Origin of the sequence: Pseudomonas sp. AN-B15 (assembly GCF_019056475.1) — a bacterium.
Taxonomy (GTDB): domain Bacteria; phylum Pseudomonadota; class Gammaproteobacteria; order Pseudomonadales; family Pseudomonadaceae; genus Aquipseudomonas; species Aquipseudomonas parakoreensis.
Genome location: NZ_CP049737.1, coordinates 2798015 through 2812906, shown reverse-complemented (window position 1 = coordinate 2812906; position 14892 = coordinate 2798015). Strand labels below are relative to the sequence as shown.

The following is a 14892-nucleotide window of genomic DNA, read 5'->3' as shown; positions in this document are numbered from 1 at the left end:
TGACCGCAATCCCCATCAACACAACTACCCACTGTGGGAGCGAGCCTGCTCGCGAATACGGTCTGACGTTCAACCTTGATGGTGACTGATCCAGCGCTTTCGCGAGCAGGCTCGCTCCCACAGTGGATGAGGTGCTGCAACGTCATACCACCACCTCATCACTGTCAGCATTGGTCTTGCCAAAGCGCCGACCGAGGCGGTCGAAATACAGGTAGATCACCGGCGTGGTGAACAGGGTCAGCACCTGACTCACCAGCAGGCCGCCGACCATCACCAGACCCAGCGGCTGACGCAGTTCAGCCCCGGAACCGGTGGCGAGCATCAACGGCACCGCACCGAACAGCGCCGCCAGCGTCGTCATCAGAATCGGCCGGAAGCGCAGCAGCGCCGCCTGATAGATCGCCTGTTCCGGCGCCATGCCCTGGGTGCGTTCGGCGTCGAGGGCGAAGTCGATCATCATGATCGCGTTTTTCTTGACGATGCCGATCAGCAGGATGATGCCGATGATCGCGATCATGCCCAGGTCATTGCCGCTGAGCAGCAACGCGAGCAAGGCGCCGACCGCCGCCGACGGCAGGGTCGAGAGAATGGTGATCGGGTGAATGTAACTTTCGTACAGCACGCCGAGCACGATGTACATGGTCACCACCGCCGCCAGAATCAGCAGCAAGGTGCTCGACAGCGAAGCCTGGAATGCCTCGGCCGCCCCCTGGAACTGGGTCTGCACGCCAATCGGCATGCCGATGTCCTTCTGTACCTGTTCGATGATGTCCACCGCATGCCCCAGCGCCACGCCGGGCGCCAGGTTGAACGACATCATCACCGCCGGGAACTGGCCGATGTGGGTGATCGCCAGTTGCGCCTGACGCTCCTCGACATGGGCCAGACTCGACAGGCGCACCTGCGCACCGTCAGTGGTCTTGACGTGAATCTGGTCCAGCGCCGCTGGCCCGATCTTCTCCCCGGCCTGTGCCTGCAGCACCACGCGGTACTGGCTGGCCTGGGTGTAAATGGTCGAGATCTGCCGCTGGCCGAAGGCGTCATACAGCGCATCGGTGATGTTCTGCACCGAAACGCCGAGGCGCGACGCCGCATCGCGGTCGATCACCAGATAGACTTGCAAGCCTTTGTCCTGCAAGTCGCTGGCAACGTCGGTCAATTCCGGTTGCTGCGCCAAGGCTTCGACCAGACGCCCGCTCCACTGGCTGAGCAATTCGGCGTCCGGTGAGGACATGCTGAACTGGTATTGGGTACGACTGACCCGATCCTCAATGGTCAAATCCTGCACCGGTTGCATGAACAGACGAATGCCGACCAGTTTGTCCAGTTGCGGCTGCAGGCGCGCAATCACCTCGGTGGCACTCAGGTCACGCTGGCCGTGAGGCTTGAGGTTGATCAGCAGACGACCGCTGTTGAGCGTGGCGTTGTCGCCGTCGACACCGATGTAGGACGACAGACTCTCCACCGCCGGATCTTCAAGAATCACCTTGGCCAGCGCCTGCTGACGCTCGCCCATCGCCGCGAAAGAAATCGACTGCGGTGCTTCGGAAATACCCTGGATCACCCCGGTGTCCTGCACCGGGAAGAAGCCCTTGGGCACCACCATGTACAGGAACACGGTCAGTGCCAGCGTGCCGATGGCCACCAACAGGGTCAGCGGCTGGTGTTTGAGCACCCACTGCAACTTGCGCCCGTAGGCGGCGATCATCCAGTCGATGAAGCCGCCGCTGGCCCGGTAGAAACGGCCCTGTTCGTGGGGCTCTGGCTCTCGCTTGAGCAGGCGTGCACACATCATCGGCGTCAACGTCAGCGAAACCACCAGCGAAATCAGGATCGCCACCGCCAGAGTGATGGCGAACTCGCGGAACAGCCGACCGACCACGTCAGCCATGAACAGCAGCGGAATCAGTACCGCGATCAGCGACAGGGTCAGGGAAATCAGGGTGAAGCCGATCTGTTTCGCGCCTTTGAGCGCCGCCTGCATCGGGCTGTCGCCCTCTTCGATGAAGCGCGCGATGTTTTCCAGCATCACGATCGCATCGTCGACCACGAAACCGGTCGCGATGGTCAGCGCCATCAAGGTCAGGTTGTTGACCGAGAAGCCGGCCAGGTACATCACGCCAAACGTACCGATCAGCGACAGCGGCACCGCCACTGACGGAATGATCGTCGCGCTGGCCCGCCGCAGAAACAGGAACGTCACCATCACCACCAGCGCGATGGCGATCAGCAGTTCGTGCTGCACGTCGGTGACCGAGGCGCGGATGGTCTGGGTGCGGTCGGTGAGCACGGTGACGTCGAGGCCAGCCGGCAGGTTGTCAGTGATGCTGGGCAGCAAGGCCTTGATCCGGTCGACCACCTCGATCACGTTGGCGCCCGGCTGACGCTGGATGTTCAGCAGCACCGCCTGATTCTGGTTGGCCCACGCGGCTAGACGTTCGTTCTCGGCGCCGTCGACGATTTCCGCCACATCCTTCAGGCGCAGCGGCGCGCCATTCTTGTAGGCGAGAATCAGGTTGGCGTAGTCCTTGGGCGACGTCAGCTGGTCGTTGGCATCAAGCATCGAGACCCGGGTCGGGCCGTCGAAGTTACCCTTGGGCTGGTTGACGTTGGACGCACCGATCAGGGTGCGCACGTCTTCCAGATTCAGGCTGTTCGCCGCCAATGCTTCCGGGTTGACCTTGATCCGCACGGCCTGACGCTGACCGCCGGCAATACTGACCATGCCGACGCCGCTGATCTGGGCGATCTTCTGCGCCATGCGCGTGTCGACAAGGTCATTGAGCTTGGGCAGCAGCATGGTTTTCGACGTGATCGCCAGGGTCAGCACCGGCGTATCCGCCGGGTTGACCTTGTTGTACACCGGCGGTGCCGGCAAGTCGGTCGGCAACAGGTTGGTCGCGGCGTTGATCGCGGCCTGCACCTGCTGTTCGGCAACGTCCATGTTGATGTCGAGGCTGAAACGCAGGGTCAGCACCGACGCGCCGCCGGAACTGGTCGAGGCCATTTGCGTCAGGCCCGGCATCTGCCCGAACTGGCGTTCGAGCGGTGCGGTCACGGCGCTGGTCATCACGTCGGGACTGGCGCCGGGGTACAGGGTCATGACGCGAATGGTCGGGTAATCGACCTGCGGCAACGCCGAGACCGGCAGCAGGCGATAGGCAATCAGGCCGGCCAGCACAATGGCCAGCATGCTCAGGGTGGTAGCTACCGGACGGAGGATGAACAGCCGCGAAATGTTCATGCGCCCTTCTTGGCCTTGTCAGCCGCGGCAGCGTCCGGTGCACTGGCGGCGGGTTTGCCCTGCAGGTGGCCGGTCGGGGTGGTCGGCACGTCATTACTGTCGTTGACCACCTCCACTTCACTGCCTTCCTTCAGGCGGTCGGTACCTTCCAGCACCACTCGGTCGCCCGCCGCGAGGCCTTCGGTGACCACGGTGTTGGTGCCGTCGCTGGCGCCGATCTTCAACTGGCGGATGGTGACTTTCTTGTCGCCGTCCAGCGCGTAAACGAAGGTGCCGTTGGTGCCGAACTGAATCGCCGCCGACGGTGCGAGTACCACGCCTTTCAAGGTATCGGCCAGCAGATGGACGTTGACGAACTGATTGGGGAACAGCGACTGGTCGCGGTTATCGTAACGGGCCTTGAATTTCAGGGTGCCGGTGGCGACGTCGATCTGGTTATCGAGACTTTGCAGCACGCCGCTGGCCTGGATTTTGGTATCGCCGCGATCCCATGCCTCGGCCGGCAGCCTGGCGCCGCTGTGGTAGCGGGCCAATACGGTTTCGAGGCTGTTTTCCGGCAGGGTGAAGACCACGCTGATCGGTTGCGTCTGAGTGATCACTGCAAGGAACGTGGTGTCGTTGGCCGCAACGAGGTTGCCGACGTCGACCTGACGCAGACCGACGCGGCCGGCAATCGGTGCGCGGATCTTGGTGAATTCGAGATTGAGTTTGGCGTCGTTGACCGCCGCCTGGTTGGTCTTGACCGTGCCCAGGTACTGGCCGACCAGCGCCTCGGCGGTGTCCAGGGTTTGCTTGGCGATGCTGTCTTCCTTGTACAGGCCACGATAACGCTCGACGTCGACCTGCGCGTTTTTCAACTGCGCCTGATTCTGCAGCAAGGTGCCTTCAGCCTGGAGCAAGGCGTTCTGGTACGGACGTGGGTCGATCTCTGCCAGCAAGTCGCCGGCCTTGACCATCTGTCCTTCTTCGAAATTGATCTTCACCAGCTCGCCGCCGACCCGGCTGCGCACGTTAATGGTGTTGAGTGCAGTCACCGTGCCCAGTGCCTTGTAATACAGCGGGAAGTCACCGGTGACCGCCGGGGCCACCCGCACCGGAATCGGACCGGCCGCACCGCCGAAGCCTGGCCGCATCATCCCCGAACGCCCGGTATGGCCGGCTGCGGCCTTGTCGGCGCCCTCCTTGTGGGCCGAACCGGCGGGCCAGAATTTCCAGCACAGGACGGCGATGACCAACAGGACGAGCAGGCTGATCAGCCAGCGACGGGCGTTATTAGGGGACGATTGCATGGATTGATTGACCATTGGGCGCGTGGGCTTCTTTTACGGGAGGCTGAACGATAAGCACTGGTGGGATTTAAGCAAAGCAGCTTTACCGGCAATTTACCTTCAACTTACGTTTCAAGGTGTGAGGCAAAACACTGATACACAAATGAAAACGGCCTGGACAGGGCCAGGCCGTTAACAATTGTAAAAGCGCTTACTTGAGTACGGCGAGTGCTGCGTCGTAGTTCGGCTCTTCAGCGATTTCCTTGACCAGCTCGCTGTGCAGCACGTTGTCGTTCTCGTCCAGAACCACTACGGCACGGGCGGTCAAGCCTTTGAGCGGGCCGTCAGCGATGGCTACGCCGTAGTTTTCGATGAACTCGGCACCGCGCAGGGTCGACAGGTTCTGCACGTTTTCCAGGCCTTCGGCGCCGCAGAAACGGGCCTGGGCGAATGGCAGGTCAGCCGAGATGCACAGCACCACGGTGTTGTTCAGTTCGTTGGCCTGAGCGTTGAACTTGCGTACCGAAGTCGCGCAGGTCGGGGTGTCGACGCTTGGGAAGATGTTCAACACTTTGCGCTTGCCGGCGAAGTCTTTCAGGGTGACGTCGGACAGATTGCCGGCAACCAGGGAAAAGGCTGGCGCCTTGGAACCGGCTTGTGGCAACTGGCCGTTGACTTGAACCGGGTTGCCTTTGAGGGTGACTTGAGCCATGACTTTAGTCCTTCTTAACGTGGTGATTGAGCATGCAAGAGGCCGAAGTTAACCACGAAATTGTCCGACGACCTATGCCCTGACTGAAAATTGTCAGGGACCTGCGCAAAAAATTGTATACAACTGCGAATCATGTGGGAGCGAGCTTGCTCGCGAAAGCAATCTGCCAGTCAACGCTATGCTGAATGTGCCGCCGTCTTCGCGAGCAAGCTCGCTCCCACAGTGATCTTCACGGATCCTGAGTCTGCATCATTTATTCAGAAGTTCTGTCGATTCGTGAGGTGCCCGTTCGACTAAGCAGTGAATCAACCCCATTCCCTGGAGAAATCACCATGCGATTCATGATCCTTGTCAAAGCCAGCGCCGACTCCGAAGCCGGCATCATGCCCAGTGAAGAGCTGATCACTGCCATGGGCAACTTCAACGAAGAACTGGTCAAGGCCGGCGTTCTCATCGACGGCAATGGCCTGCACCCGAGCAGCAAAGGCACCCGCGTGCATTTCTCCGGCGACAAGCGCACCGTCATCGATGGCCCTTTCATCGAGACCAAGGAGCTGGTGGCCGGCTACTGGATCTGGGAAGTGAAGTCCAAGGAAGAGGCTATCGAATGGGTCAAGCGCTGCCCCAATCCCATGCCGGGCGATTCCGATATCGAAATCCGCCAGATCTTCTCCGCCGAGGATTTCGGTGCCGAGTTCACGCCTGAGGCGCGGGCGCAGGAAGAGCGTGTTCGCGAGCTGGCGAAGAAAAATCTGTAATCCTCTTGGCTTCGGCAGCGCCTATAAAGGCCCCAGCTTATCTGGACTTGAGCTTCACATACATCTGACGCATGTCATTGGCCCAGCCATCAATCACAGGTTTAACGTCGGAGGCTTTCATTGCCTGAGTTTCATTTTCCAACGGTTTGCCGGTGCCTTTGCGCACCACCTGCGCCACGACCTTGTTGCTCGCACCGTCGAGGAACACCGCTTCGGTGGCCAGCGTGGTTTCCTGATCACGGATACCGCTGGCAGTGCTGACGGCTGCCGCCACCAACGCCACCGGGATCACTTCATAAGCGTGCAGGCCTTCGGTCTTGCTGCTCACAGCAGTGATGGCCGCACGCACCACAATCACGCCAGGGCCAGGGCCGTTGGCCAACGGCAGATCCTTGCTGATTTCACGCTTGAGCGCCTGATCGTAATAGGAGGTGATGCCGTTGAGGGTCTGTTGGGAAATCTTTGCGGTCGGTTGCGGCTTTGGATAGAGCTGGGTCGGCTCGATGTACACGCTGGTGAACTTGCTGATATCCACTTTCGGATCAATCCAGCGCATCACCTCGGCACCGGACGGCGACTTGGCCTCCTTGAGCTGGCTGTAGTCCTTGAGAAAGCCGGAATACTCATCGGGAGCGACGGTTTTGCTGGAGCAACCCACCACGCCAAGGGTGGCAATGCAGAGGGTGCCCATCATTACTGCTAGCTTCATGCTGTAACTCCTGTCAGAAGGCCTGAATGTATTGCGTAGGGGGAGTTACAGGTATAGCTAAAACCCAGCCGATTGCGTCGCAAAACCACAAAATTTATAGGAGACCCCGCGCGGCCTGACAAACCTCACTTGAGCCACAGTTGCAGATTCCATTTAAGAAATCGAACAAGATGAACATGGGAAATCCGGCGCTGAAGAGAACGGGTCAGGAATGACAAGGCCCGCTCCCACAGGGTCAGTATTGATCTCAAGCGCCGTGTGTCACCAGGACGATGTCGCCCCGCTCTTCAACGCCATCTCCCGGCGACTGTTGGCGCGCATCGCCTTGATCAGCGACACCGAGCCCACCAGCAGAATCGCTGCGCCAAACAGGAAGTCGATGTTGTACAGCTGGAAGTCCTGCACCGGTCCCACCAGCAGCACGCGCACCACGGCAATAGCCACCAGCGTAGCGAGGAAGTCGATCCCCGGTTCGTCGCGATAGAACACGTGCAGCAGCGGCAGGCACAGCACCAGCAGCAACAACAGCACCACAACCTTGAACGAGCCTTTGCGCTCGACGCTGAACGCGCATTCGTGCGGGCCGTAGGCCTTGTAGTCCTCGTCGCGGATCATCGAGTTTTTCTCGTTGATGTACTCGACGCGGTTGTATTTCTGAATCGGGGTGAAGGTGTTGGACAGGTCCATCAGCGTGGTGATGTTCTTGAAGCGCAGGTCGATGCGCTCGCTGCCCTTGAGGTAATACAGCACCGGTTTGTAGCCGTAGCGATAGGTGTCGAACGGAAAGTCGGTGACCTGACCCTGCACGCCGATTGGCCGTGGTTCAAGCTCGGCGTAGGCGCTTTTGGTCGGTGAGGCGAGGTTGCGGCTCAGCGGCTGGATCTTGACCTGTTCGAGGAAGATCGGCGTGACGCCATACGACCACTGCAACGGTTCGAGGCGCAGACGCAGTTCGTTGCGACCCAGATCGTAGCGGTTAAAGGTGCGTTCGGAGACCACCAGCGAGCCACTGAGCATGAACTCGCCGCGCAGGTTGTTGGTGACGCGCAGGGTCAGTTGATCCTTGCCCAACAGCGCCGCTTCGGTGGACGGCGGCGTGCCGCACCACGCGGTGCTTTCACCGGCGCCGCCCAACTGGCCGTCGCGGTTTTCCTTGAACACATAGAAGTAACTGGCCCACAGCGTCAGCATCAACAGCAACGCCGTGAGGCCCAAAATCTTTTTGCCCGCACTCACTACCCAGACTCCCTTCTTCGTTCCGTCGTCCAGCCGAAAACCCGCTGGCGACGGCGACTCTACCAAAAGGCCAGCATCGACCCAAGGGAAAATCCGGGAATGGTGCGGGGTGTAAGGGTTTCCCCTGTATAGAAGGGGCCGCTAGACAATTGTGGTGAGGGGATTTATCCCCGACCGGCTGCGCAGCGGCCGCAGAACCAGCCAACAGGTTTTAGCTGAAGAAATGCTTCGGCAGATTTTAGGTCTGCTTCGCAGCCCATCGGGGATAAATCCCCTCACCACAAAGTATCTATCAAGCAATGGATATTCAGCGTCTGCGGAACAGCGGGCGCGGTTCGATCACCGAGCGGCCGTACAGCACGCTCATGCCGGCCAGTCCTTTCAGGGCATCTTCGGCCGACTTGTCCTCGCGCACCGCAAAACTGTCGAACCCGCACTGACGCATATGGCTGAGCTGGTCACGCAATACATCGCCAATCGCCCGCAACTCACCGCTCCAGCCAAACCGGCTGCGCAGCAGATAGGCCTGACTGTAGGCGCGACCATCGCGAAAGCTCGGGAAATCCAGGGCAATCAGCGGCAGCGAAGCCAGCCACGGCACCACGCTATCAACGTCGTCGTCCGGCCCCAGCCACACCGCGTGGGTCGACGGCGATTGCAGCCAGTGCGCCAGCGGCAGGATCAGCAATCCTTGCGGCCTGCCCTGCTCCGGCTCGCGGATCAGCGTCCACGGATCATCCTCGACCTGCCGCGCCACACCCTGCTCCAGCCGCAGCAGATTGTTCATGCCGAGACCTCCAGCATTTTCGGGTAGACCCGCTCCTTGAACGGCTCCAGGCCAATGCGCGCCACGGTGTCGACAAACAGTTCCTCGCTTTCGCGGTAACGCACGAAGGTGCCGATGATCCGCTCGATCACCAGCGGCACCTCAGCCGCGCTGAAGGACGGGCCGATGACTTTGCCCAATGCGCTGTGTTTGCCCTGCGCGCCGCCGAGGGTGATCTGGTACCACTCGCTGCCGTTCTTATCGACACCGAGAATGCCGATATTGCCAATGTGGTGGTGGCCGCAGGCGTTCATGCAGCCGGAGATGTTCAGGCTGATGTCGCCCAGATCGTGCAGGTAATCGAGGTTGGCGAAACGCGCCTGAATCGCCTGGGCAATCGGGATCGACTTGGCGTTGGCCAGCGCACAGAAATCCCCGCCCGGGCAGGCGATGATGTCGGTCAGCAGGCCGACGTTGGCGCTGCCCAGATTGTGCTCGCAGGCCAGTTGCCAGAGCTCATACAGGTCAGACTTCTGCACATCGGGCAGGACGATGTTCTGCTCGTGAGCGATTCGAATCTCGCCGAAACCGAAACGCTCCGCCCAATCGGCCACCGCCAGCATCTGCAACCCGGTGACATCCCCCGGGGGCGCACTCAGGCCGGGTTTGGTCGACAGCACCACGCTGGTGTAACCCGCTTTCTTGTGCGGCTGTACATTGCGCGCAACCCAGCGAGCGAACGCCGGGCTTTCGGCCAGACGCGTGCCGAAGTCCAGATCGGTATCGGCCAGGGTGTGATAGATCGGCGGCACGAAAGCACTGGCGACTCGCGCGTATTCAGCCTCGGTCAACTGCGCCGGGCCGTCCTTGAGGTGTTGCCATTCTTCCTCGACCTCTTTGGCGAACGCCTCGATGCCCAGCGCCTTGACCAGAATCTTGATCCGCGCCTTGTACTTGTTGTCGCGCCGGCCATGGCGGTTGTAGACCCGCAGGATCGCCTCGACGTAGGACAGCAGATGCTGCCACGGCAAACCTTCGCGGATCTGCACACCGAGAATCGGCGTGCGCCCCAACCCGCCACCGACGATCACTCGCAACAGCATTTGCCCGTCGCGCCCCGGATAAAGATACAGGCCGATGTCATGCATCATGATCGCCGCGCGATCCTGTTTTGCCGAGCAGATGGCGATCTTGAACTTGCGTGGCAGGAAGAGGAATTCCGGGTTGATCGTCGACCATTGCCGGAGGATTTCTGCCAGCGGGCGCGGATCGATCAGCTCGTCCGCCGCGACCCCGGCGAAGGCTTCGGTGGTGATGTTGCGCACACAGTTGCCGGAGGTCTGGATCGCATGCATGTTGACCTGCGCCAGACGTTCAAGGATGTCCGGCACCTGCGCCAGTTCGATCCAGTTGAATTGCAGGTTCTGCCGCGTGGTGAAGTGGCCGTAACCGCGATCGTAGTCGGCGGCGATGCTCGCCAGCGTGCGCATCTGCTCGGCACTCAGGGTGCCGTAGGGAATCGCCACCCGCAGCATGTACGCGTGCTTCTGCAGGTAGAGGCCGTTTTGCAGGCGCAGCGGCAAGAACTCCTCTTCGCTCAATTCACCGGCCATGAAGCGCTCGACCTGATCGCGAAACTGCGCAACGCGCTCGAACACCAATGCGCGGTCGTAATCGTCGTATTGATACATGTGCCTGCCCCACCTCATCAATTAATTCTGTGGGAGCGAGCCTGCTCGCGAATGCGGTGTGTCAGGCAACTGCATTGTTGGCTGACACACCGCATTCGCGAGCAGGCTCGCTCCCACAGTTTTCGTAAAGGCACTATGGACGAGCAGCGCAGCACGCAACAGATTCACCTGAAACGATAAAAACCGTATCAGGACGCGGCAGAACGCCGCAGGCAGCACTCCAATCTGATCCGCACAAATGAAATATTCCTGAGCCTGTTTTGTTTCTGGCGGTATTCCTACAGTGCAGCTCGTGCCAGACCAGGGTGGCCTGGCAAGACTTTGCAACCGTGGAAGAACTGACCATGAGCACAGCAACAATCGGACAGGCTTATAACTACAAGGTCGTCCGCCAATTCGTTATCGCGACGGTGTTCTGGGGTGTCGTCGGCATGGCGATGGGGGTATGGATCGCCTCGCAACTGGTGTGGCCGGACATGAACCTCGACCTGCCCTGGACCACCTTCGGCCGCTTGCGGCCATTGCACACCAGCCTGGTGATTTTCGGTTTCGCCGGCAGCGCGCAATTCGCCGCCAGTTACTACGCGGTGCAGCGTACCTGCCAGGTGCGGCTGTATTCGGACAAGCTCGCCGCCTTCACGTTCTGGGGCTGGCAATCGGTGATCGTGATCATGCTGATCACCCTGCCGCTGGGCTACACCACCACCAAGGAATACGCCGAGATCGAATTCTCCGGCGCGGTGTGGATGGCGGTGGTCTGGGTGGCGTATGCCATCGTGTTTTTCACCACCGTGGTGCAGCGCAAGACCAAACACATCTACGTCGGCAACTGGTTTTTCGGCGCGTTCATTCTGGTGATCGCCATGCTGCACGTGGTCAATCACCTGTCGATTCCGGTGGACTGGTTCAAGTCCTATCCGGTGTATTCCGGGGCCACCGATGCCATGGTGCAGTGGTGGTACGGGCATAACGCGGTGGGGTTCTTCCTGACCACCGGCTTCCTCGGAATGATGTATTACTTCGTGCCGAAACAGGTCAATCGCCCGGTGTATTCCTACCGGCTATCGATCGTGCATTTCTGGGCACTGATCACCCTGTACATCTGGGCCGGCCCGCACCACTTGCACTACACCGCGCTGCCGGACTGGGCGCAGTCGCTGGGCATGGCGATGTCGCTGATCCTGCTGGCGCCGAGTTGGGGCGGGATGATCAACGGCATGATGACCCTCTCGGGCGCCTGGCATAAGTTGCGCACCGACCCGATCCTGCGCTTTCTGGTGCTGTCACTGGCGTTCTACGGCATGTCGACGTTCGAAGGCCCGATGATGGCGATCAAGACCGTCAACGCCCTCTCCCACTACACCGACTGGACCATCGGCCACGTTCACGCCGGGGCGCTCGGCTGGGTGGCGATGATCACCTTCGGCGCGACTTATCACATGGTGCCGAAAGTCTTTGGCCGCGAGCAGATGTACAGCACACCGCTGATCAACCTGCACTTCTGGCTGGCGACCATCGGTACGGTGCTGTACATCGCCTCAATGTGGGTCAACGGCATCACCCAGGGCCTGATGTGGCGGGCGATCAACGAGGACGGCACGCTGACCTATTCGTTTGTCGAGGCGCTGCAGGCCAGTCATCCGGGGTTCATCGTGCGCTTTGCCGGCGGGGTGTTCTTCCTCAGCGGCATGCTGCTGATGGCCTACAACGTCTGGCGCACGGTGCGGGTCGCCGACGTGGCGCTGGCGCGCAGTCAGGCGCAGATCGCCTGAGGCCGGGAGCTGAAGAGGATGGATATTTTCTTGAATGTGCTGGGCGTGGTGTTTCTGTGGCTGGCGGTGGAGTACTGCCTGCGCCACCAGACGGCGGAAAGCCTCGACGATGCGAGCATGGTGCCATTTGCCGATGATCCGGAGGTGGCACGGCGGGTGGAACTGGCGACCGGAAAACCCGTGAAAGCGGTGGCGCCGGAAGAGGCGAAACCGGGCTGGATCAACCTCGACATGTAATCCCCGCCCCGTGTAGGAGCTGCCGAAGGCTGCGATCTTTTGATTTTGATTTTCTAAAAACAAGATCAAAAGATCGCAGCCTTCGGCAGCTCCTACAGGGTTTGTGGCGGGTCAGGCGCGATCGCGGGGAATCAGGCTCTGCAACTGCTGCGCGAGAAAGTCTGCATCAAACACAAAGGTGTCCGGATCCTTCAGGCCATTGGTCTTGCGCCACTGCCACTCGCCGCTCGGTAATCCCACCAGCGAAATGCTGCCATAGCGCGCCGCGGTCAGGCCCATCACCGCCAGGGAAATCTGCCCGGCGCTGCCCATCACGTCCGGCACGAATTCCACCATTTTGCCGGCAATCACGATGCTCAGTTTCTCGGTCTTGAAGGTCGAGGTTTCTACCGGAGTGCTCGGCCCGAATGCGACGTAAGCTTCGCGGCTCACCGCCAGCAGGTTCGGTGCCTGCACCGGTTCCAGCCATTGCTGGATCTGGCCGAACAGTTCGGTGATGCGGCTGGCCCACGCCTGCGACTGGGTTTCGAACAGTTGCTTCTTGTGCGCTTCACTCTCGGCATAGTGACGAAGCATTTCGCCCAGTTGTTGTACGTCGTTCATCGGTACGTTCCTCGGGGAGAGCCTGCGAGAGTCGATAGTGACAGATCGAGGCGCCGGCGTACGTTTAACCTCGAACGCCGACACCGTGACACTTGGCAAATGGATCAACGGTACAGTTGCTTTGTACTGGCATCCGTCGTGCAACCGATGGACACTCGGCCGGAGCCCGACTTTTCCAATACGGGCCATTGAACGAGGAACTTCAATGCGTACCATCGGCTTGATCGGCGGCATGAGCTGGGAATCCAGCGCTGAATATTATCGACTCATCAACCAACAGGTCCGCGACCGCCTCGGTCCGCTGCGCTCGGCGCAAATCCTGATGTACAGCGTCGACTTCGGCCCGGTCGAGCAGGCCCAGCATGCCGGGCGCTGGGACGATGCGGCGGCGATTCTGGTGGATGCTGCCCGCAGGCTGGAGGCTGGCGGCGCCGAGTGCGTGGTGCTGTGTACCAACACCATGCACAAGGTCGCGGAGCAGATTCAGGCAGCGATCAGTATTCCGTTCCTGCACATTGCCGAACCGGCAGCGCAGGCCGCGCTGAATATTGATGCGCACACGGTGGGCCTGCTCGGCACGGCGTTTACCATGGAGCAGGACTTTCTCAAGCAGCGCCTGATTGCGCAGGGTCTGAAGGTACTGGTGCCGGACGACGCCGAGCGCAGGGACGTGCACCGGATCATCTACGACGAACTGTGCGTCGGAGTGATCAGTGATGAATCACGCAAAATCTATCAGCGAGTGATCGAAACGCTGACCGCGCGCGGTGCCCAGGCGATCATCCTCGGCTGCACGGAAATCGGTCTGCTGGTCAAACCCGAACACAGCGCCCTGCCCCTGCTCGACACCACAGAACTGCATGCGCAGGCGGCGGTGGCATTCGCGCTGGGCGACTGACTCGCGCAAAACCTGTGGCAGCGTGCCTTGCCCGCGAAGAACGATGACGCGTAATACCTGAAAAACCGCGGTGAGTTCTTCGCGGGCAAGCCACGCGCCCACAGGATTTTTGGCTTATCGACGACGCAGACGGGCCATGCTCAGGGTGTCGACCCATTGCCCGTCACGCACGGCGTAGTCACGGAACAGGCCCTCGGTCTCGAAGCCGAACTTGCGGTAGAGCCCGATGGCCGCCTCGTTGTCGGCGTACACCGAGAGTTCGACCCGATGCAGGTTCATCCAGTTGTCGGCGACGTCCAGCGCCGCTGCCAGCAGCTTCGAACCGACGCCCTTGCCCTGCCACGCCAGCGCAACGGCCATGCCGACACTGCCGGCGTGGCTGCGACGAATCCGCGAAAAAGCCTCCAGTCCGAGATGCCCGATCACCGCACCTTGATGCAGCGCCACCAGTTTCACCATCCGCTCATTTTCCGGCATCAGTCGTTGGCGCCAGATCTCGGCAGACTGAAACGGCATCTGCAACACCTGCCGGGTCACGGCCGGGTCGTTGTAAAGCGCGGTGACGCCCTCGACGTGGGATTCGCTGAAGCGTTCGAGGTGAATGGCGGGGTTGTGCTCAGGCATGAAAGATCCCTCCTGGATCAGTGCGTGGCCGGTCACTTTAAACCGCTTCTTCACGGACTCGCCACGACTGTTTAAAGCCGTTGACCGAAACGTCCGGTAAGCCACAACGCCTTGCGCCATTGCCTACGCATCCGCCAGAATCCGCCGGCTTGTACGCCTTGAGGGCCGGCTCTATCGTTTCCGGGTCGCTGATGAATCAGCGATCGGGTTTAGCAGCTCGGCAATTCTCAAGGCACGCTGGTTTCGCCATTTCTGTTTTATGGCGGCTTGCGTGGGGCACTTCGGTGCGCCGGGATCCTTGAGCCTGGACTGCTAACCCGCGTACAGCCGCCACCCCATTCGTTTAGCAGCGATGGATGACGGCTCCATTTCTC

General features: G+C 60.6%; 13 protein-coding genes. 4 read left to right on the top strand and 9 right to left on the bottom strand.

All coding sequences use genetic code 11. The annotated features are described in order from the left end of the window. Window positions 1-142: 142 nt before the first annotated feature. The 3 genes from GTQ41_RS12680 to tpx all read right to left on the bottom strand — a co-directional run bounded on the left by GTQ41_RS12680 (window position 143) and on the right by tpx (window position 5224). Complete coding sequence (locus GTQ41_RS12680; RefSeq protein WP_047294152.1) at window positions 143-3244, bottom strand: MdtB/MuxB family multidrug efflux RND transporter permease subunit; 3102 nt, start codon at window positions 3242-3244, stop codon at window positions 143-145. Next, window positions 3241-4548 (bottom strand): MdtA/MuxA family multidrug efflux RND transporter periplasmic adaptor subunit, encoded by a 1308-nt coding sequence (locus tag GTQ41_RS12675; RefSeq protein ID WP_047294150.1) that lies wholly within the window; start codon window positions 4546-4548, stop codon window positions 3241-3243. The genes GTQ41_RS12680 and GTQ41_RS12675 overlap by 4 nt, the downstream gene beginning before the upstream one ends. A 175-nt stretch (window positions 4549-4723) precedes the next feature. Then, window positions 4724-5224, bottom strand: a complete 501-nt coding sequence (gene tpx / locus GTQ41_RS12670; protein WP_041066982.1) for a thiol peroxidase — start codon at window positions 5222-5224, stop codon at window positions 4724-4726. A gap of 332 nt (window positions 5225-5556) precedes the next feature. Here tpx and GTQ41_RS12665 point away from each other — a divergent pair, with 332 nt between their 5' ends. Then, complete coding sequence (locus tag GTQ41_RS12665; protein WP_041066976.1) at window positions 5557-5982, top strand: YciI family protein; 426 nt, start codon at window positions 5557-5559, stop codon at window positions 5980-5982. Window positions 5983-6019: 37 nt separating this feature from the next. Here GTQ41_RS12665 and GTQ41_RS12660 read toward each other — a convergent pair whose 3' ends face one another. The 4 genes from GTQ41_RS12660 to GTQ41_RS12645 form a co-directional block, all read right to left on the bottom strand. After that, the gene (locus GTQ41_RS12660; RefSeq protein ID WP_047294146.1) at window positions 6020-6691 is read right to left on the bottom strand and encodes a DUF3313 domain-containing protein; all 672 of its coding nucleotides are present in this window, start codon (window positions 6689-6691) and stop codon (window positions 6020-6022) included. Between the two features lie 261 nt (window positions 6692-6952). Next, window positions 6953-7927, bottom strand: a complete 975-nt coding sequence (locus GTQ41_RS12655) for a hypothetical protein (protein ID WP_047294144.1) — start codon at window positions 7925-7927, stop codon at window positions 6953-6955. Window positions 7928-8234: 307 nt separating this feature from the next. Then, complete coding sequence (locus GTQ41_RS12650; RefSeq protein WP_047294142.1) at window positions 8235-8714, bottom strand: DUF934 domain-containing protein; 480 nt, start codon at window positions 8712-8714, stop codon at window positions 8235-8237. Continuing rightward, window positions 8711-10384: a nitrite/sulfite reductase gene (locus GTQ41_RS12645; RefSeq protein ID WP_047294140.1), complete on the bottom strand. Its 1674-nt coding sequence runs from the start codon at window positions 10382-10384 to the stop codon at window positions 8711-8713. Before GTQ41_RS12645 ends, GTQ41_RS12650 begins: the two co-directional genes overlap by 4 nt. A gap of 344 nt (window positions 10385-10728) precedes the next feature. Between GTQ41_RS12645 and ccoN the strand changes: the two genes are divergently transcribed. After that, window positions 10729-12156 (top strand): cytochrome-c oxidase, cbb3-type subunit I, encoded by a 1428-nt coding sequence (gene ccoN / locus GTQ41_RS12640; protein WP_047294666.1) that lies wholly within the window; start codon window positions 10729-10731, stop codon window positions 12154-12156. An 18-nt stretch (window positions 12157-12174) separates the two neighbouring features. After that, window positions 12175-12393 (top strand): hypothetical protein, encoded by a 219-nt coding sequence (locus GTQ41_RS12635; RefSeq protein WP_047294138.1) that lies wholly within the window; start codon window positions 12175-12177, stop codon window positions 12391-12393. Between the two features lie 111 nt (window positions 12394-12504). Here the strand turns inward: GTQ41_RS12635 and GTQ41_RS12630 are convergent, their stop codons facing one another. Further along, window positions 12505-12996, bottom strand: coding sequence for a hypothetical protein (locus GTQ41_RS12630; RefSeq protein ID WP_047294136.1), 492 nt, complete (start codon window positions 12994-12996; stop codon window positions 12505-12507). 205 nt (window positions 12997-13201) lie between these two features. On the opposite strand from GTQ41_RS12630, the gene GTQ41_RS12625 reads away from it, so the two are divergent. Beyond that, window positions 13202-13894 carry an aspartate/glutamate racemase family protein gene (locus tag GTQ41_RS12625; protein ID WP_047294134.1) on the top strand — a complete coding sequence of 231 codons (693 nt, stop codon included), beginning with the start codon at window positions 13202-13204 and terminating at the stop codon, window positions 13892-13894. 114 nt (window positions 13895-14008) lie between these two features. On the opposite strand, the gene GTQ41_RS12620 is transcribed toward GTQ41_RS12625, so the two are convergent. Next, window positions 14009-14518, bottom strand: coding sequence for a GNAT family N-acetyltransferase (locus GTQ41_RS12620; RefSeq protein WP_047294132.1), 510 nt, complete (start codon window positions 14516-14518; stop codon window positions 14009-14011). Window positions 14519-14892 lie beyond the last annotated feature (374 nt).